Origin of the sequence: Streptomyces sp. NPDC093591 (assembly GCF_044764885.1) — a bacterium.
In the GTDB taxonomy this organism is placed as follows: Bacteria; Actinomycetota; Actinomycetes; order Streptomycetales; family Streptomycetaceae; genus Streptomyces.
On sequence record NZ_JBIWIY010000022.1, the window covers coordinates 22,509 to 39,307 of the forward strand.

Annotated in this window: 12 protein-coding genes, 2 tRNA genes, 1 pseudogene and 1 riboswitch; of the genes and pseudogenes, 5 read left to right on the top strand and 10 right to left on the bottom strand. The window is 70.9% G+C overall.

From position 1 onward, the window contains the following. Window positions 1–17: 17 nt before the first annotated feature. The 4 genes and pseudogenes from ACIREI_RS38045 to ACIREI_RS38060 form a co-directional block, all read right to left on the bottom strand. Entirely contained in the window at window positions 18–1,046 is a 1,029-nt protein-coding gene (locus ACIREI_RS38045) for a M23 family metallopeptidase (RefSeq protein ID WP_403343209.1), read from the bottom strand. A gap of 11 nt (window positions 1,047–1,057) precedes the next feature. Continuing rightward, a riboswitch (cyclic di-AMP (ydaO/yuaA leader) is annotated at window positions 1,058–1,215 on the bottom strand. 233 nt (window positions 1,216–1,448) lie between these two features. Continuing rightward, a pseudogene (locus tag ACIREI_RS38050) lies at window positions 1,449–2,544 on the bottom strand (PP2C family protein-serine/threonine phosphatase). A 109-nt stretch (window positions 2,545–2,653) separates the two neighbouring features. Next, window positions 2,654–2,727 (bottom strand) — tRNA-Met (locus ACIREI_RS38055). 56 nt (window positions 2,728–2,783) lie between these two features. Beyond that, a complete protein-coding gene (locus ACIREI_RS38060) occupies window positions 2,784–3,917 on the bottom strand; it encodes a dihydrofolate reductase family protein (protein WP_403343212.1) in 1,134 nt (377 codons plus the stop codon). Between the two features lie 72 nt (window positions 3,918–3,989). Here ACIREI_RS38060 and ACIREI_RS38065 point away from each other — a divergent pair, with 72 nt between their 5' ends. After that, the gene (locus ACIREI_RS38065) at window positions 3,990–4,505 is read left to right on the top strand and encodes a MarR family winged helix-turn-helix transcriptional regulator (RefSeq protein ID WP_403343215.1); all 516 of its coding nucleotides are present in this window, start codon (window positions 3,990–3,992) and stop codon (window positions 4,503–4,505) included. Between the two features lie 173 nt (window positions 4,506–4,678). Then, a complete protein-coding gene (gene ribA, locus ACIREI_RS38070; RefSeq protein ID WP_403343217.1) occupies window positions 4,679–5,323 on the top strand; it encodes a GTP cyclohydrolase II in 645 nt (214 codons plus the stop codon). A gap of 80 nt (window positions 5,324–5,403) precedes the next feature. Here ribA and ACIREI_RS38075 read toward each other — a convergent pair whose 3' ends face one another. Then, window positions 5,404–8,682, bottom strand: a complete 3,279-nt coding sequence (locus ACIREI_RS38075; protein WP_403343220.1) for a S8 family serine peptidase — start codon at window positions 8,680–8,682, stop codon at window positions 5,404–5,406. Window positions 8,683–8,947: 265 nt separating this feature from the next. Beyond that, window positions 8,948–9,727, bottom strand: a complete 780-nt coding sequence (locus ACIREI_RS38080) for an MBL fold metallo-hydrolase (protein ID WP_403343223.1) — start codon at window positions 9,725–9,727, stop codon at window positions 8,948–8,950. 257 nt (window positions 9,728–9,984) lie between these two features. On the opposite strand from ACIREI_RS38080, the gene ACIREI_RS38085 reads away from it, so the two are divergent. The 3 genes from ACIREI_RS38085 to ACIREI_RS38095 all read left to right on the top strand — a co-directional run bounded on the left by ACIREI_RS38085 (window position 9,985) and on the right by ACIREI_RS38095 (window position 11,388). Next, window positions 9,985–10,224, top strand: coding sequence for a hypothetical protein (locus ACIREI_RS38085; protein WP_301999485.1), 240 nt, complete (start codon window positions 9,985–9,987; stop codon window positions 10,222–10,224). Between the two features lie 355 nt (window positions 10,225–10,579). Beyond that, the gene (locus ACIREI_RS38090; RefSeq protein WP_403343226.1) at window positions 10,580–11,068 is read left to right on the top strand and encodes a hypothetical protein; all 489 of its coding nucleotides are present in this window, start codon (window positions 10,580–10,582) and stop codon (window positions 11,066–11,068) included. Next, complete coding sequence (locus ACIREI_RS38095; RefSeq protein ID WP_403343229.1) at window positions 11,065–11,388, top strand: serine hydrolase; 324 nt, start codon at window positions 11,065–11,067, stop codon at window positions 11,386–11,388. The genes ACIREI_RS38090 and ACIREI_RS38095 overlap by 4 nt, the downstream gene beginning before the upstream one ends. Before the next feature lie 4 nt (window positions 11,389–11,392). On the opposite strand, the gene ACIREI_RS38100 is transcribed toward ACIREI_RS38095, so the two are convergent. The 4 genes from ACIREI_RS38100 to ACIREI_RS38115 form a co-directional block, all read right to left on the bottom strand. Beyond that, a complete protein-coding gene (locus ACIREI_RS38100; protein WP_403343232.1) occupies window positions 11,393–12,367 on the bottom strand; it encodes a helix-turn-helix transcriptional regulator in 975 nt (324 codons plus the stop codon). A 321-nt stretch (window positions 12,368–12,688) separates the two neighbouring features. Next, window positions 12,689–12,761, bottom strand: a tRNA-Lys gene (locus ACIREI_RS38105). A 142-nt stretch (window positions 12,762–12,903) separates the two neighbouring features. After that, window positions 12,904–14,439: an amino acid permease gene (locus tag ACIREI_RS38110; RefSeq protein ID WP_403343235.1), complete on the bottom strand. Its 1,536-nt coding sequence runs from the start codon at window positions 14,437–14,439 to the stop codon at window positions 12,904–12,906. A 104-nt stretch (window positions 14,440–14,543) separates the two neighbouring features. Next, window positions 14,544–16,730, bottom strand: coding sequence for a DEAD/DEAH box helicase (locus ACIREI_RS38115; protein ID WP_403343238.1), 2,187 nt, complete (start codon window positions 16,728–16,730; stop codon window positions 14,544–14,546). Window positions 16,731–16,799 lie beyond the last annotated feature (69 nt).

Consider the following 16,799-nt stretch of genomic DNA (forward strand, 5'->3'; position numbering starts at 1 on the left):
TCAGAAGTGGGGGAACCTCAGGGCGTGAGCCCCTTGCCGCGCAGCCACGCCAGCGGGTCGATGCCGCTCGTGCTGCCGTCGGGGTGTACCTCGAGGTGCAGGTGTGCGCCGGTCACGTTGCCCGTGGCGCCCACGCGGCCGATGACGTCGCCCGTGCTGACCTTCTGGCCGACGCTCACGCTGATCGAGGACTGGTGCGCGTACCAGAGCTCGGTGCCGTCGTCGAGGGTGAGCACCGTCTTGTAGCCGTAGGACCCGTCCCAGCCGGCGAAGGTGATCGTGCCGGAGTGAACCGCCTTGATCAGCGTGCCGGTGGGGGCGGCGAAGTCGAGACCCGTGTGGTAGCCGGAGGACCAGTAGGCGCCGGCCTGACCGAAGGTCGAGGTGATGGTGTACGAGGAGGTCGGCAGCGTGAACTGCTTGGCCAGCTCGGCGAGGCGCTCGGCCTCGGCCTTCTTGCGGGCCTCCTCCTCGGCCTTGGCCTTCGCGGCGGCGGCCTTGGCCTCGGCCTCCTTCTCCGCCTTGGCGGCCGCGGCGGCGGCCTCCTTCTCTGCAGCGGCGACGGCGGCCGCGGCGGCCTTGTTGTCGATCTGGTCCTGCTGCAGCTCGGCCTGCGCGATGATCCGGCTGCGCAGCGCCTCACCGGCGTCGGTGGTGCCCTGCGTGGTCTCCTCGGTCGCCGCGCCCATGCTGCTCAGCGCGGTCGCGGTGTCCTCGGCGGCCGCGGAGGAGTCGTCGTCGGAGATGAGGGGCAGGTCCGGCATGGTGATGGCGACCGGCGGCTTGCCGCTGTTCGCGCTGGCCATGCCGCCCGCGCCGACGGCGGCTATGACACCGACGCCGAGAACCGTGGAGCTGCGGGCGAGTCCCCCGCCGCGCTGCTTGGAGACGCGATGCCTGCCGCGAACGGGACGAATGGACTCCGCGGTGGGGTTCCACTCCTCCAACGGGCCCTCGTCGGTGCGGTAGCGGTCGTAGCCGAAGGTGTCGGTACCGCGTTGGCTCGGCACGAACGGGGCTTGCTGGGCAGGCCTGTTGGACGCCACGTGGGCGTGCTCCTTTCCTTCCTTCTCGCCTACCGGGTTAGCTGACGGGTTCGGAGCAGGAAGGTCTCCTACGCGCGTATACCGGCCGTGAGTTCACGGCGGCATCCATGCGATTCACCCCAAGGTGGTGGTTCCCCGGTTCCCTTGCGGGATTCGGCGCGTGCGCACGGAGCCGCCTCTTGTGACGGCTGGGACGACCGCGCTGCGTTATCGAACGTTAATAGACGCGGGGTGTGGATTCCAAGCTGTTCCGCTTGATCATTAACGATTCTCGCCTGGACTTACGGGTCATGAGCGGCCTAAATCGGGCGAGTTGGCCAGGACTCAGGGACCACACAGGTATTGACGGTATGTCAGTTGTTATGCGGAGGGCGGTCGCCCGGTCACGTCCGGTGACAACGATCAAGGTCGGTGTACGGCCATGAGAGCCAGGTCGTCCGCCATGCCGCCCCCGGAGTGCCTGCGCGCCTCCGCCGCGAGCACGTCGAGCAGCGCGGCCGGCTTGCGGCAGGCGTTGTCCCGTCCCGCGAGCCGCGCCTCGGGGTCGTAGAACCGGTCCCTGTCGTCCCGCGCCTCGGACAGACCGTCGGTGTACAGCAGCAGCGTGGCACCGCTCGGGAAGCCGGCCTCCTGGGCCCGGTCGGGCCAGGCGCCGAGCTCACCCATGCCGAGCGGCAGCGCGGGCTCGGGGGCGTGCAGCGGGCGCACGGCGCCGTCGGCGTACAGCAGCAGGGGCGGTGGATGCCCTCGGTTGACGAGGCGCACGGTCCCGTCGCCGTGCGGCAGCTCGGCGAGGACGACGGTGGTGAAGCCCTCGGAGGACTCGATCCCCTCGCGCCGCGTGCGTTCACGCGCCGGCGCCCGCTCCAGCCGCTGCGCCACCGCCTCCAGCGTGACCTCCTGCTCGGCGGCCTCCCGGAAGGCCCCGATGACGACGGCGACCGCCGCGACCGCGCCCATGCCCTTGCCCTTGCCCTTGCCGCGCACGTCCCCCACGACGAGCCGGACGCCGTGCGGAGTGTCCTCCACGGCGTACAGGTCGCCGCCGATGGAGGCGCCCTCCTGCGCGGCCTCTACCGTGCCGCGATCTGGACACCGCCGATCCGCTCGGCGGGCTCGGGCAGTACGGCGCGCTGGGCGGCCTCGGCGATCTCCCGGGCGGAGGCGAGGCGCTCGCCGCTGCGCCGGACGAGGACGTTGACGAGGACGGCGAGCACGGCGACGGTGACCACGGTGACCAGCTCGGTGATCACCTCCGCCCGGGAGATGCCGCCGAGGATGAGGCGGAGCGTGAGCAGTACGGCGAAGGCGGCGAGGCCTGTGAGCACCGTGCCGCGCAGCGAGGAGAGCGGGGCGGCCACCAGGGGCGCGGCGGTGAAGAAGGGAGCGCCGGTGAAGTCGGTGGGCGTGTGTAGTCGTACGCGCCCCCGGCCGCGATCAGCAGGGCGGGGAGCAGCCGGACGAACCGGCGTGCGTACGAGATCCGCCGTTCCTCCACCTCACCAGGGTTGCCGAACCGGGGGCGGCGAGCGAGTCGGAAAATCTTCGCGCATCATCGCGGAAAACACTCAGGGCCGGAACCAATTGGTTCCGGCCCTGAGTTTCAGTAGCGGGGACAGGATTTGAACCTGCGACCTCTGGGTTATGAGCCCAGCGAGCTACCGAGCTGCTCCACCCCGCGGCGATGACTCAATAGTACGCCATCCGCAGGACAGAAAGCACACGCCTTTCCCGGCGTCACGGCAGCAGGTGGGTATTCGGGGCTTTTGCCCGTTCCTCGTACTCCGGCAGGACCAGGACATCCACCCCCTCCCCCGCCAGCAACCCGCTCCCGTCGGCGCCCACCACGAACGTGTCCGGCTCCCGCCAGGCCGTCACCACCCGCCGCACCCCCGCCTCCAGGATCAGCCGCGCGCAGGGCGCCGGACGGGAGGCCCGGCGGGTGCACGGCTCCAGGCTGCTGTACACCGTCGCCGATGCCAGCCTCGGATCACCGGCCGCGATCTTGGCCAGCGCCGCCTCCTCCGCGTGCACCACGGGATCGTCGCCCTCCCTGGAGTGCCCCCGCGCCAGCTCCGTGCCGTCGGCCGCCACGACCACCGCCCCGACGCTGAAGGCGGTCGCCGAGGGCGGGCACTGCGCGGCCAGGTCACACGCCAGTGCCAGCCAGTGCCGGTCCGCGGCGGAGGGAAGGGCGCCGACGCCGGGCGCCGTCGGCTCGTAGCGCATCAGGACGACGTCCTCGATCCGCCGCGTCTCCAGCAGCCGCAGCCGCCCGCCCTGATACCCGCCCGGCCCGAACAGCCGCGGCGCGTCCGGATCCCCCACGAACAGGGGCGCCAGCACCAGCTGCACCTCGTCCGCGAGGCCCTGCCGCAGCAACTGCGTATGGATCGTGCCGCCACCCTCGACCATCAGCCGCTCGACGCCGCGCACCTCGCGCAGATGCGCCAGCAGCCCGCGCCAGTCCAGGTCCGCGCCCAGTGCGACCACGTCCGCCGCGACCGGCGTCCGCCGCAGCCGCTCCGCGCCCTTCTCCGTCGTATAGACGATCTTCGCGCCGCCCGTGTGCCAGAAGTTCGCCGCCGGATCCAGCTCGCCGGACGCGCTGACCGTGACCTTGAGCGGATACTCCGGCTTGCCCGCCGCCACCCGCGCGGCCCGCCGCTCGGCCGAGTTCACCAGCAGCCGGGGATTGTCCGCCCGGATCGTGCCGGCGCCGATGAGGATCGCGTCGACGGAGGCCCGTACCTCGTCGACGCGGTCGAAGTCGGCCGGGCTGGACAGGAGCAGGCGCTCGGGGGTGGTGTCGTCGAGGTAGCCGTCCAGCGAGACCGCGGCGGACAGCAGGACGTAGGGGTACGACGGCATCGGCGCGCTCTCCGGCTCGGTCGGGGAAAACTCGGGCTTGGTTCAAGTTTGAAACAAACCTACACTGGGGGCATGACGACTCGCTGGCTCACTCCCGAGGAGCAGCGCGCCTGGCGCGCCTACATCGCCTCCGCCGCCCTCGTGGAGGACGCGCTGGACCGGCAGCTCCAGCAGGAAGCCGGCATGCCCCATCTGTATTACTCCATCCTCGCCACCCTGTCCGAGACTCCGGAGCGCCGGTTGCGCATGACCGATCTCGCGGAAGGACTGAAGATCACCCGCAGCCGGCTGACGTACGCCGTGACGCGCCTGGAGAAGGACGGGCTGGTGCGGCGCGAGGACTGCCGCTGGGACAAGCGCGGCAGCATCGCGGCACTCACCGAGGAAGGGATGCGCGTCCTGGAGCGCACGGCTCCGGGGCACGTGGAGACGGTACGGGCGCTGCTCTTCGACCGGCTGACCCCGGAGCAGGTCGGGCAGCTGGAGGAGATCTTCACCGCGGTCGCCGGGGGCTTCCAGGGCGAGGACGCGCACGCCACGGCGGACGACGTGCCCTGGCGGCGGCGCTCCGGCAAGTCCTGTTCGTGAGGCAGGAGCGGGGAGGCACGAGCAGTGAGGCGCCCGTCCGGGCCGTGCTGCGGCTCTGTGACGTGGGCGACAAACTTGTTGCTTCAAATTTAAAGCATGAGGTAGGGTCCTGGACCGAGGACCTGCTTCAAATCTGAAGCAGCTGGCCCACGTACGGAACCCGGAGATCCCGCATGCCCGACTTCACCGCCGCCGCCACCCAGCGCGCCCGCGTCCGGGTCCCGCTGCGCTTCCACGACGGTTACTCCGTGGACGCCGAGCTGGTCACCTTCCACGGCCTGACCGACGGCCAGGAGCACGTGGCCGTCGTCCTCGGCGACCCGGCCCCCGGCACCACCCCGCTGGTCCGGCTGCACTCCGAGTGCCTGACCGGCGACGTCTTCGGCTCGGCCCGCTGCGACTGCGGCCCCCAGCTGCGCGAGGCCGTCGAGCGCATCGCCGAGCGCGGCGGCGTGCTGCTGTACCTGCGCCAGGAGGGCCGCGGCATCGGCCTCTACAACAAGCTGGACGCGTACGCCCTCCAGGACCAGGGCCTCGACACCTACGCCGCGAACGCCGCCCTCGGCCTGCCGGAGGACGCCCGCGACTACACGGCGGCCGCCCAGATGCTCACCGCCCTCGGCATCGGCGAACTGGACCTGCTCTCCAACAACCCCGACAAGGCCGACCAGTTGCGCGCCCTCGGCATCGAGGTCCAGGGCCGCGTCCCCACCGGCGTCTTCGCCACCCCGGACAACGTCCGCTACCTGCGCGCGAAGGTCCTGCAGACCCAGCACACGCTGCCACTGGGAGATCTCGCGGGGCTGAACGTGGGCTGAGCGACGGCAAGACGAAGGGGCGGGCGTCCGATACCGGACACCCGCCCCTCAGTCGTACGTCGACTACAGCCTTACGGCGGCTACGGCGTGACCTTCTCGATCGTCACCCCGCCGACACCCGCGGTCGTCCCGCGCGTGTTCACCAGCCGTACCTCACCGAAGAGCTGCCGGCCCTCGGGCACCGCCCGCGCGGCAGTGACCTCCGCCGCCACCTTCGCCGAGTCGCCCGTGCCGAGCTTCACCGGCGCCGACTCGTCGACGGTGACCGATCCGAGCGCGGAGGAGAAGAACGCGTCCCGGTAGTCGAACGCGGTGGAGCCGGACGGCACCTCGAAGCCGACGACCTCGACGGTGTACTTGCCGGCCGCCGGGTTGGCGATGGAGACGGCCTCCTCGGAGTCGCCGTCCGCGGACTGGCCGACGAGCTTGCCCTCGGCGTCGTACACGTTCAGGTCGAGGTCGGAGCCCAGGTCGGAGACCTTGCCGATGGCGACGTCCAGCGACGTGGTGCCCTCGGGCACCTCGACGGTGCTGGTCTGCGTCTCACCGTTCTTGATGGTCGGCCGGGCGGTCTTCGACGAGCCGAGCGCGCCGCCCTTGAGGTTGCCCTCCACGGCCTCCAGCTTGTTGGTCACCGTCCAGGAGGCGGCGACCGGCGTGCCGACCTTGGCCTCCGGCACGTGCACGGACGCCGGGTCGAAGGAGGCGCCGTACACGGTGGCGTTCAGCTTGTACGGGTTGTCCAGCAGGGCCGACGTACGGCGCGAGTCGACCTCGATCTCCCAGACGCCGGGCAGCGGGTCCTCGTAGGAGGCGATGTCCGTCGTGTTCGGGTCGGTGTCGGCGACCGGGGTGCCGTACGGGCTGATGGCGCTGAACATCGTCCGGCTGCCCTCCGCCAGGCCGCCCAGCGTGACCTGGAGCGACTTCGTGCCCTCGGGGACGGTGACGAAGTACGACTTGACGTTGTTGCGCTGTACCGAGCCCGAGGCGGTGAAGGTGTGCTGGACCGGCGTGGACACCACGACGGTCGTCAGGATCTGCTTGTCGACGCCCACCGTCCTCGGGTCGTCGGCGACCAGGATCGCGCTCTTGATGCCCGCGTGCTTCGGGGCGGCCTGGACCTTGACGGTCACCGCCTTGTTCAGCGGCAGGTCGACGACCTTCGGGCCGACGACCGAGAAGGTGCGGGCCTTGTTGTTCGCCAGGCGCAGGGTGTGCGGGAGCGAGCCGGCGGGGCCGGACGTACGGGTGATGGTGACGTCGTACGTCTTCTTCTGGCCGGCCTTCAGGCCGCCCTCGCGGTCGTAGAGGCCCGTGCCGAAGCCCGGCGTCTTCAGTGCCTGGTCGAGCGCGGTGTCGACCGGGGCCTTGACGGCGTAGTCGTGGGCGGTGGCGCCCGCCTTGACCGCCTTCCAGGCGTCGACGACGTCGATGAGGCCTGCACCCTCCTCGTACGCCTGGAGTCCCTCGATGTGGTGAGCGGTCGAGGTCAGGGCGGTGCGCAGCTTCTCGGGCGTCAGCTTGATGCCCTTCTGCTTCGCGGCACTCAGCAGCAGCGCGCTCGCGCCCGCCGCCTGCGGGGACGCCATCGAGGTGCCGTTGTACATGGCGTAGCCGGCCGGCAGCTTCCAGCCCGCCTCGGCGATCGGCGCGCCGGGCATCCAGGCCGGGATCGGGCTGACCGCGGAGCCGGGGGCGACGACGGTCGGGGTGAAGCCACCGTCCTCACGCGGGCCGCGCGAGGAGAAGTTGAACAGCTGGTACTCGTTCTCCACGCCGGTGCCGTAGTTGGCGGCGAAGGTCTCCTTGGAGACGCCGGCGCCGACCGAGATGACCTTGTCGGCCAGGCCCGGGTCGCCGATGGTGTTGGCGCCGGGGCCGGAGTTGCCGCCGGAGATGACCAGCTGGACGCCGTACGTGTCGATGAGCCGCGTGTAGAGCTCGGCACGCGCGTTGTTGCCGTCGTTCAGGGGCGGCAGGCCTCCGATGGACATGTTGACGACGTCGACGCCACGGTTGACGACGAGGTCGATCATGCCCTCGGTGAGGGCGACGTTGGAGCAGCCAGGGCCGAAGATGCAGGCCCGCGAGGAGACGATCTTCGCGCCGGGGGCGGCGCCGTTCATCTTGCCGCCGAACATGCCGTTGGCCGCGGTGATGCCGGCCACGTGGCTGCCGTGCGCGCCGGCGGTGAGGCCGATGTTGACGAAGTCGGCCTTCTTGCCGACCCAGTCGCCGCCCAGCGGATCCATCGGGACGTCCTTGCGGACCTCCACGACGAAGTCCTGGCTCTCCGGGATGTCCGTGGCCGGGTTGTCCGTGCCGAAGTGGCCGACCTGGTGGCCGTCCTTGTACGGCTTCATCGGGGTGTCGTCGGTGAAGTCGCCGTTGTCGTCGACGTCGACGGTGACCGTGCCGGCCTTGGCGTCGTACAGCACGCCCCAGTCGTCGGTCGTGTCGCCGTCGCGGTTGACGTCACCGTCGGCGTCGCCGTCCGTGACCTTGCCCTGGTTGGTGACGGCCTCACGGAAGGTGCTGATCTGGAACGAGCCCGCGGGGGCCTTCCAGGTCTTCCCGCCATAGGTGAAGGAGGGACCGGAGACCGAGGTGGTCATCGCCCGCCAGGTGCCGTCGCCGTCGACCAGCGGGTCGGTGGCGGTCACCCAGTCGACGATCTTCCGCTCACCGGTGGTCGTCTTCTGCAGGGCGGGGCTGGCGAGGTCGACACCGGTGTCGAGGACACCGATGGTGACTCCGCGCCCGTCGGCCTTCGGGTTCTTCTTCACGAAGTCGACGGCGCCCGTCTCGAAGGACGGGTTGTACGGGTTCTTCGCGGGGGTGTTCTTGTCCGGGCCGGGGTAAGTGGCCGCGGAGGCGCTCGACTTGCCGCCGCTTTCGAGGCTCGGCTCCTCCAGGGGTATTTCGTCCCGCAGGTCGATGGCCTGCACGGAGGAGAGTTTGGCGGCGGCCGCGATGGCCGACTCGGCCTTGGCGGTCGGCACCGTGGCCCGTACGTAGCCGAGCTTGTCGTACGTACGGCCCACGGAGCCGCCCTTGACCGCGTCCAGCTCCTCGGCGACCTTCTCGGTCTGCCCGGGTGCCGTGGCGATCATCATCGTGACGGTCTTGTCGCGCTGTGCCTTGGCCTCCGCGAGGAGGTCGGCGTCGTCCGAACCGAGCTTGTCGTGCGCGGACTTGACGCCGGGGTCGGCCGCGGTGGCGGAGGAGCCGTCCGCGGCGAGGGCGAGGGGTATGGGCCCGGCCGCGGAGAGCGCGGCGACGAGGCCTGCGGCCACGGCGATACGGGCAGCGCGTTTCGCGCCCGGTATCGAGGCCGGGTGGGGGGTGGTGGGCATGGTGATCCCTGGTGCTGAAGGAACGTAGACGTCGGCGGCCGTATCGAGCACCTTCGACCGCCGCGGTCCGGAATGTGATCCCGGATGATCGCCCAGCTTTCCTCAAGGGACCGATTTCTGTTGATAGTTCAGGCACCGGAGATCGCCGACTGGCACAAACTCGCCATGCGTCACGGAGGACTTATCGGACCAGGCTGTGACATTCCTGTGAGGCCGTGAGGGGGTGAAGGCAGCAAGCCGGTGAAGGCGACCCCCTGGGCGCCGGTCAGCCCAGCTGAACCCGGTCGATGAGCCCCGCCCCGGTGAACGCGGCCGCCAGCTCGTCGCGCCCCTCGGTGAAGTGGGCCCAACCCTCGAAGTGGACGGGGACGATCCGGCGCGCCCCGAGGATCCGGGCGGCCTCCACGGCCCGGGCGCTGTCGAGGGTGAGCAACCGGCGGTCGAGTACGGCCCCGCGGGCGGCACCGGCGAAGAGGACGGCCGTGTCCACCGGCCCGAACCGCTCGGCGATCTCCTCGACAGGCCCGAGCTGGGCGTTGTCGCCGCTGACGTACACCGTGGGCAGACCGTCGCCGGTCAGCACGAAGCCGACGACCTGCCCGATGACCGCTTCGAGTTCCTCGCGCTCCCCCGGGCCGTGCAGGGCGGGCACCCCGGTCACGGTGATGGCGCCCCCGCCGGGCCGGTCCACCGTCACGGACTCCCAGTCGGCGAGCCCCCGGGCGGCGCCGCCCAGCCGCCCCGCGCCGCTCGGCGTGGTCAGGGTCAACGGCACCTCGGCGAGCAGCGCACGGCCGGAGTTGTCGAGGTTGTCGGGGTGCTCGTCGTGCGAGAGCAGGACCACGTCGATCCGCCCGAGCTCGGCGGGCGAGACGGAGGCGGCGGCGGTCTTGGTCAGGGCGCGGCCACCTCCCAGCGGGTAGTCGCCGGGGGCGTCGAAGGTCGGGTCGGTGAGCAGGCGCAGGCCGCCGTACTCGATGAGGGCGGTCGGGCCGCCGAAGGCGCGGACGGGGACTTGCTCGCCGGTGACGGGAAGGGCAGCCATCATCAGACCTCACGGTTGAGAGCGAATGTATCCGTGAGGCACAGCTAACCGCTTCTCACGGAAAGACGCAACCCAAACCGTGAGATGTCGAAGTCCTCCCGGGACTGCGGACATTGAGGCTCCGTCACAGCCGATTGACCCTCAGGACCCCCATATGGCAGTCCCGATGAGCGCGGCGGGAGATATCGGATTAGCCTCCGAAATGAGCGCAAAGTGGATCTATCAATCGTGCGCTCTACTCGACCCAAGGAGGAGCAATGCGCAAGCTTCAGAAGGCCGCTGTCGCGGCCGCGATCCTGGGGAGCTTCAGCTTCATAGCCACCGGCACGGCCAACGCATACGGCGGGCACGACCACGGAGGATGCAAGTCGCACGACCAAAACATCGACATCCTCGGCCAGGTCGGCGTGCTCAACGGTCTGCTGGGCAACGCACTCAACGGTGAAGGCAGCGCGGGCGGGCAAATCAACCACACCGGCTCAAGTTGTCACCACTAGTTGTCCAGTTCACCGCACCAAGCCTCGGCGCCGGGCCCACCAGCCCGGCGCCGAGCGCCGAGCGTCCCCAGCCGGGACCCCGACCCGGCTGGGGACGCTCTTTTGTCTGCCGCAGGAAAGTGCCGGGCCCGTGCAGGAAGCTGACATGAGCAACAGGCCTGGCGCTGCTGTTCCGATGGCATTGTTTCCTCGTCCGAACGACCGTCAGGTCGAGAGGGAAGCAAGCGAACGCGCAGTCCGGACCTCACTCGGTTCGCGCGGCGGCCGCCGTCACGGCGACACGGACGGCCTCCGCCGAGACGCCCGCTGATCGTCCGGACGGGACGTACTACACGAACGGGGGTCAACTGTGGCGATGGTCGGACTGTTCTGGATCACCGCGGACGCTGTGCACGTGGGGGCCCCGCCGGGCACCGAGGGCCGCGGAGTCCGGCTGACCGAGAAGGGCGTGGAGGCCGGCGCGGCCGGTGGCCACCGGGTGTGGACATGGGAGGAACTGCGCTCCGCGACCGTCGAGGGCGCCCCGGTACGCAGCGCTTCCCGTCGGCGGCTGGCGCTGGCCGTGGAGATCGTGCTCACGGCGGCACTGGGCGGCACCGGCGAACCGCCGGAGATGCTGCTGCGGCTCGAAACCGCGTCCGGTACCGAGGAGTTGGCCGTCCACGCGGCCGCCGCCGGTGCGTACGACGAGGAGGAGTTCGCCCTCTCCCAGGATCTGCTCGCCCGGTTCGTCGACGGCGGCGCGTCTCCCCGGACGCTCACGGCGTGGGGCGGGATCGCCGACGGTACGACCCCGAAGTCGCCCGAGCGTCAGGCGCTGCTGCGGAAGTGGACCGCCGGATGAGGCGGTTCCTGCGCCCCGCCCCGACGTGCGCGATCCCCGGCACCGGCCCCGTACGGGCCGAGCACGGCCACGACCCGGACGCGTACGTGGAGATCGGCTCCCTCACCAAGGCGCTCACCGGAACCCTGCTGGCACGGCCGGCCGACGCCGGGCGGCTCGCCCCCGACGACCGGCTGACCGTATGGCTTCCGGCCGTTCCCGCCGGATCGGAGATCACGCTGCGGGCGGGGGCCGGTCCGGATGCGCCGCGCGCGGCCGTGACCGGGGCACTGCGGCACCGCGCGCCGCGCGGCTGCTCCCTGCCCGACGCTCACAGGTGAGGGGTCAGATCCAGCCGCGCTCGCGAGCCAGCAGAGCGGCCTGCGGCCGCCCCGCCGCGCCGAGCAGCTGCATCAGGTCGGCCACGTGACGCCGGTAGGTGCGGACGGAGATACCGAGTTCGCGGGCGCCGATCTCGTCCTTGCTGACCCGGCACATCGATTCCAGGACGCGCTGTTCCAGCTCGGTCGGCCGGTCACGGCCGTCGCCGTCCTCGTCGTACGCCGGAAGGGGCTCCGCCTCGCTCCAGATCCTCTCGAACAGGGCGAGCACATTGGCGACGAGACCGTCCTCACGCACGAGCAGTGCGCCGCGCGCGGTGTCGCCGGGGTCCACGGGCACCAGGGCGATGCCGCGGTCGTAGACGAGGATGCGCTCGGTGACGGTCTGCGCGACCCGGATCTGCGCGCCCTGCGAGGCGAGTTCGCGCAGGTAGCCGACGGTGGGCGGATGGTCGAGCGCCATGCGCGGCACGACGCTGCGGATCCGCACGCCGCGCCGCAGGCAGCGCTGGTCGAGGGGACGGGCGTGGGCGATGTTCTCGGGCGTCAGCTCGCCGTACGGCTCGACCGAGAGGATCTCCTCGCGCGCGAAGAAAGCCAGGTCGTCGATCCGGGCGCGGATGCGCTCGACGTCCGCCAGCCGTTCGACGCGCGGAGCGGAAACGGCCTCCCGGGGCTGCTCCTGGCGCAGCTCGGCGACCAGGTGCCGGGCTTGCGTGACCCGGGCAAGCTCCCTGTGGAGCTCCCGCAGACACAGGTCGGTGAGGCGCTCCACGGTGGTCTCCGGGTCCGCGGCCGCGAGCGCGCCCGGTCCGGTGCGGTTCAGCACCCCCAGCGCGCACAGGCGGCGCACGCTCGCGCCCGCCTCGCGCCGATCCAGCCCCAGCAGTGTGTGGATCTCCTCGTCGGAGGTGTCCGGGTTCCTCAGGAAGTGCCGGTACACGGCCTCTTCAGGAGCGGAGAGCCCGAGCCCGGACATGTCTGATCCCATTGCGTCGCCCCCGTTCGTACGCCGCCCCGACCGACGCTGCGCACAGCGGACGGGGATGGTCGGTCCCGCCCCGGCGCGAGGCCGTTCCGTGATCTGGAGTCTAAACCGCGCGGACGCCGGGCGAGTTCGGCGTCGGGTGGGCTGACCTGGGGTTCGTCGTCCCCTGCACAGAGGAAGGCGGCGGCATCCACAGGCCACGGGCCCATCCGCTCACGCACGGCCCCGAAAACGAGTCAGCGCCGGAGCCGGCCGAAGCCGACCCGAGCGCTGCACAGCAGGTCAGAGGGGTTACCCCCGCCACCCGCACCGTAGGCCCTGTGGGACTCGAACCCACAACCAATGGATTAAAAGTCCACTGCTCTGCCAATTGAGCTAAGGGCCCAGGCGATGTTGCCACCCCGAGCATAGCCGCCCGTGGCCGTGTCGCCGATCGGGTATCGGGGACACGGCCGCGTCGCGGGTGCGGACGGTGCCGGAATGAGCCCTCGCGTGCCTTTGCGCCACGGGTTCGCAGGGCCTCAGCCCTACGGATCCACCGCTTCGGGCGCCCCCGCCCGAGCCGCCTCGCGGGCGAGCGTGCGCTCGTGGTCGGGGTTGAGGAACCAGTGCCGGGCCGAGGCCAGCCACCAGGTCGTCGCGAAGCCGAGGACGACAAGCACGGCGATGGGTGCGTAGTTGAAGGTCTCCCAGGTCACCGGGGACACCTGCGGCAGCATGAACAGCAGGGTGATCACGCCGACCCATGCCACCGCCACCACACCCACGGCCCCCGACCAGCGGCCCAGATGCCACGGCCCCCGCTCGAAGGCCTCCCCTTTGCGCAGCCGCAGCAGCGTCGGGATGACGTACGCGATGTACAGGCCGATCACCGCGATCGAGGTCACCGCCGCATAGGCCGTGACGTTGATCAGGTACGGCAGGCCGAGGAGCAGCGCCCCGCCCGCCGCCAGCCACACCGCCGCGACCGGCGTGCGCGTGCGCGGGCTGACCGTGTGCCAGATGTGGGAGAAGGGCAGCGCGCCGTCGCGTGAAAAGGCGTAGATCATGCGGCTGTTGGCCGTCACGGACGCCATGCCGCAGAACAACTGCGCCCCGATGACGACGAGCAGGAGCAGCTTGCCCGCCGTCGCGCCGAGCGCGTCCAGCAGGATCTGCGCGGGCGGTGCGCCCGTCGGGGACGTGAGCGCGCCCTCGTAGGACTGGATGGCGAAGGTGAAGCCCAGGAGCAGGACGAACCCCGCGATCCACGACGTCCAGATCGACCGCACGATGCCTTTCGGGCCCGCCGTCGACGCGTCGTGCGTCTCCTCCGTCATATGGGCCGAGGCGTCGTACCCGGTGAAGGTGTACTGGGCCATCAGCAGCCCCAGCAGCACCACGTACACCCCGCTCCCCCAGCCCGTGTTGTTCACGAACTCGCCGAACACGAAGGAAGCGGACTGGTGCCTGTCCGGTACGAAGGTCAGCGCGCCGACGATCACCGCGACACCCAGCACGTGCCACCACACGCTGATGCTGTTGAGGAGGGCCACGATGCGCACGCCGAAGGTGTTCAGCAGGCCGTGCAGCACCAGGATCCCCGCGAAGAGCAGGATCGTCCGGCCCGGCGTCACCTCGAAGCCGAACTGCAGGTTCAGATACGCGCCCAGGAAGGACGCGGCCCCGAAGTCGATGCCGGCCGTCACCGCCACCTGGCCCAGCACGTTGAACCAGCCCGTGAACCACGCCCAGACGGCGGCCGTACGCGGCGGCGCCAGCCGGTGCGCCCAGAAGTACAGGCCCGCCGACGTCGGGTAGGCCGAGCAGATCTCGGCCATCGACAGGCCGACGAAGAGGGTCATCAGGCCTACGGCGACCCAGCCCCACATGATCACGGCGGGGCCGCCGGTGTTCATGCCGAAGAGGTAGAGGGTCAGGCAGCCCGACAGGACGGAGATGATCGTGAAGGAGACGGCGTAGTTGGAGAACGCCGACATACGGCGGGCAAGGACCTGGGTGTAACCGAGCTGGGCGAGCCGTTCCTCGTCCGACAGCCCACTCGCTATCGCGTCATCTGTCATGTCCCCAGCGATTCCCGCCCGGGCGGTGTGACATGCGTCACAGGTGACTGAAAGGGGCCCGTACGACGAAGTCGTACGGGCCCTCGCAGCTAGCTCACTCGGCGTCAGCCGTTGCGCTTCCAGCGCGGCTTGTCCTCGCGGCGCCCGAAGGAGCCGGAGGTGCCGGAGGTGCCGCCACGGTGGTCGTCACGACGGCCGTAGGGGCGGTCGTGGCCGGGCCGGTCGTGGCCGCCGGAGCGGAAGCCCGGGCGGTCGTCGCGGCGGTCACGGTTGAAGGGGCGGTCGCTGCCGCGGTGCCCACCGCGCTCGTCCCGACGCTCGAAGGAGCGCCCGGCCGGCCGGTCGTCCCGACGGAACCCACCACGGTCGTCGCGGCGCTCGAAGGAACGGCCACCACGGTCGCGGTCGAACGAGCGGCCACCGCGGTCGTCGCGGCGGTCGTCCCGGCGGAAGCCGCCACGGTCGTTGTCACGGCGCTCGAAACCACGCTCGCCACGGTCACGGTTGAACCCACCGCGGTCGCCGTCCCGACGCTCGAAAGAACGCCCACCACGGTCGTCCCGACGGTCATCACGGCGGTCGTCCCGGCGGAAGCCGCCACGGTCGTTGTCCCGACGCTCGAAACCACGCTCGCCACGGTCACGGTTGAACCCACCGCGGTCGCCGTCCCGACGCTCGAAGGAACGCCCACCACGGTCGTCCCGACGGTCATCACGGCGGTCGTCCCGGCGGAAGCCGCCACGGTCGTTGTCCCGACGCTCACGACGCTCGTACGCCGGAGCCTGCGACCTGTCGACGTCCTGCGCCGCCGGCTGCTCGGGCACGGCCACCTCGACGGCCTCGACCGTCGCCGAAGCCTGCGCGGCCTGCGCCTCGGCGACCGCGGCCTCGGGGTCCTCGCCCCGCTCGCGCGCGACCCGGGCGACGAGCCGGTCGGCCTCCTCACGCAGCTCCGCGGCGCGCCGCTGCGCCCGCTCCAGCTGCTTGGTGAGCTGAGCCACCTCACGCTCGGCCTGCTGCGCGGCGTTGCCCGCCGACTCGGCCTGCACCTCGGTCATCGAACGGGCGCCGGTGATCTCGGCGACCTCCGGGTCGAAGGCGGCACCGCCCTGGATGATGTGGCGCGAGGCGTCGACGCCCGCGTCCTCCATCAGCCGGAAGATCTGGCGGCGCTGGTGCGGCAGGGAGAGGGACACGACCGTGCCCGTACGCCCCGCACGCGCCGTACGGCCGGCCCGGTGCAGGTAGTCCTTGTGGTCACCGGCGGGGTCGACGTTCAGCACGAGGTCGATGCCGTCGACGTGGATACCGCGCGCGGCCACGTCGGTCGCGACGAGGACGTTCACGTACCCGTCCTTGAAGTCCGCGAGGGTCCGGGTCCTGGCCCCCTGCGTCATGCCGCCGTGCAGCGCGTCCGCCTTCACACCGGAGTCGCGCAGCTGCTCGGCGACACGGTCGGCGCCCAGCTGGGTGCGGACGAAGATGATCGTGCGGCCCTTGCGGGAGGCGATCGCGGCGGTGACCGGCGCCTTGTCCTTGGGCTTCACGATGAGGATGTGGTGCGACATGGTCGTCACCGCGCCCTGCGCCGCGTCGACCTCGTGCGTGGCCGGGTTGGTGAGGTACCGGTCGACGAGGGTCTTGATCTCGTTCTCCATGGTCGCGGAGAAGAGCATGCGCTGACCGCCGGCCGGGACCTGGTCGAGCAGTTCGGTGACCTCGGGCAGGAAGCCCAGGTCGGACATCTGGTCGGCCTCGTCGAGGACGGTGATCTTCACGTCCTCCAGGGAGCAGGCGCCGCGGTTGATGATGTCGCGCAGGCGGCCCGGGGTGGCGACGAGGATGTCGACGCCGCGCTCCAGGGCGTAGATCTGGTTGCCCATGGACGTACCGCCGCAGACGACCTTCATCTTCAGGCCGAGGACGTCGCCGTAGGGCTGGAGGGCGTCGGCGACCTGCATGGCCAGCTCACGGGTCGGGGTGAGGATGACCGCGCGCGGCTTGTGCTTCTCGGTGCGGCCGCCGGCCAGCGTGGCCAGGGTGGGCAGACCGAAGGAGAGGGTCTTGCCGGAGCCGGTGCGGCCACGGCCGAGGATGTCCTTGCCGGCCAGGGCGTCCGGGATGGTCGCGGCCTGGATCGGGAAGGGGGTGGTCACGCCGTTCTGGGCGAGCTTGCGGACGACGCCCTCGGGGAGACCGAGGTCCGCGAAGGTCACCTCGGGAGCGTCCTCGACGGACGCGTTCTCCGCGTCCTCGGGCACGACGACGTGATCAGTACTGGAAATGGACATGCGTATGCGAAACCTTCCGGAGTCTCGTCGGCACGCGCCCGTCAACTCCGTGATTCGCAATACGACCGC

Excerpts from the sequence above, each read along its gene's own strand:
- ACIREI_RS38060 (WP_403343212.1), bottom strand. The coding sequence starts at position 3,917 with ATGCCGTCGTACCCCTACGTCCTGCTGTCCGCCGCGGTCTCGCTGGAC.
- ACIREI_RS38065 (WP_403343215.1), top strand. The coding sequence starts at position 3,990 with ATGACGACTCGCTGGCTCACTCCCGAGGAGCAGCGCGCCTGGCGCGCC.
- ribA (WP_403343217.1), top strand. The coding sequence starts at position 4,679 with ATGCCCGACTTCACCGCCGCCGCCACCCAGCGCGCCCGCGTCCGGGTC.
- ACIREI_RS38075 (WP_403343220.1), bottom strand. The coding sequence starts at position 8,682 with ATGCCCACCACCCCCCACCCGGCCTCGATACCGGGCGCGAAACGCGCT.
- ACIREI_RS38080 (WP_403343223.1), bottom strand. The coding sequence starts at position 9,727 with ATGGCTGCCCTTCCCGTCACCGGCGAGCAAGTCCCCGTCCGCGCCTTC.
- ACIREI_RS38085 (WP_301999485.1), top strand. The coding sequence starts at position 9,985 with ATGCGCAAGCTTCAGAAGGCCGCTGTCGCGGCCGCGATCCTGGGGAGC.
- ACIREI_RS38090 (WP_403343226.1), top strand. The coding sequence starts at position 10,580 with ATGGTCGGACTGTTCTGGATCACCGCGGACGCTGTGCACGTGGGGGCC.
- ACIREI_RS38095 (WP_403343229.1), top strand. The coding sequence starts at position 11,065 with ATGAGGCGGTTCCTGCGCCCCGCCCCGACGTGCGCGATCCCCGGCACC.
- ACIREI_RS38100 (WP_403343232.1), bottom strand. The coding sequence starts at position 12,367 with ATGTCCGGGCTCGGGCTCTCCGCTCCTGAAGAGGCCGTGTACCGGCAC.
- ACIREI_RS38110 (WP_403343235.1), bottom strand. The coding sequence starts at position 14,439 with ATGACAGATGACGCGATAGCGAGTGGGCTGTCGGACGAGGAACGGCTC.
- ACIREI_RS38115 (WP_403343238.1), bottom strand. The coding sequence starts at position 16,730 with ATGTCCATTTCCAGTACTGATCACGTCGTCGTGCCCGAGGACGCGGAG.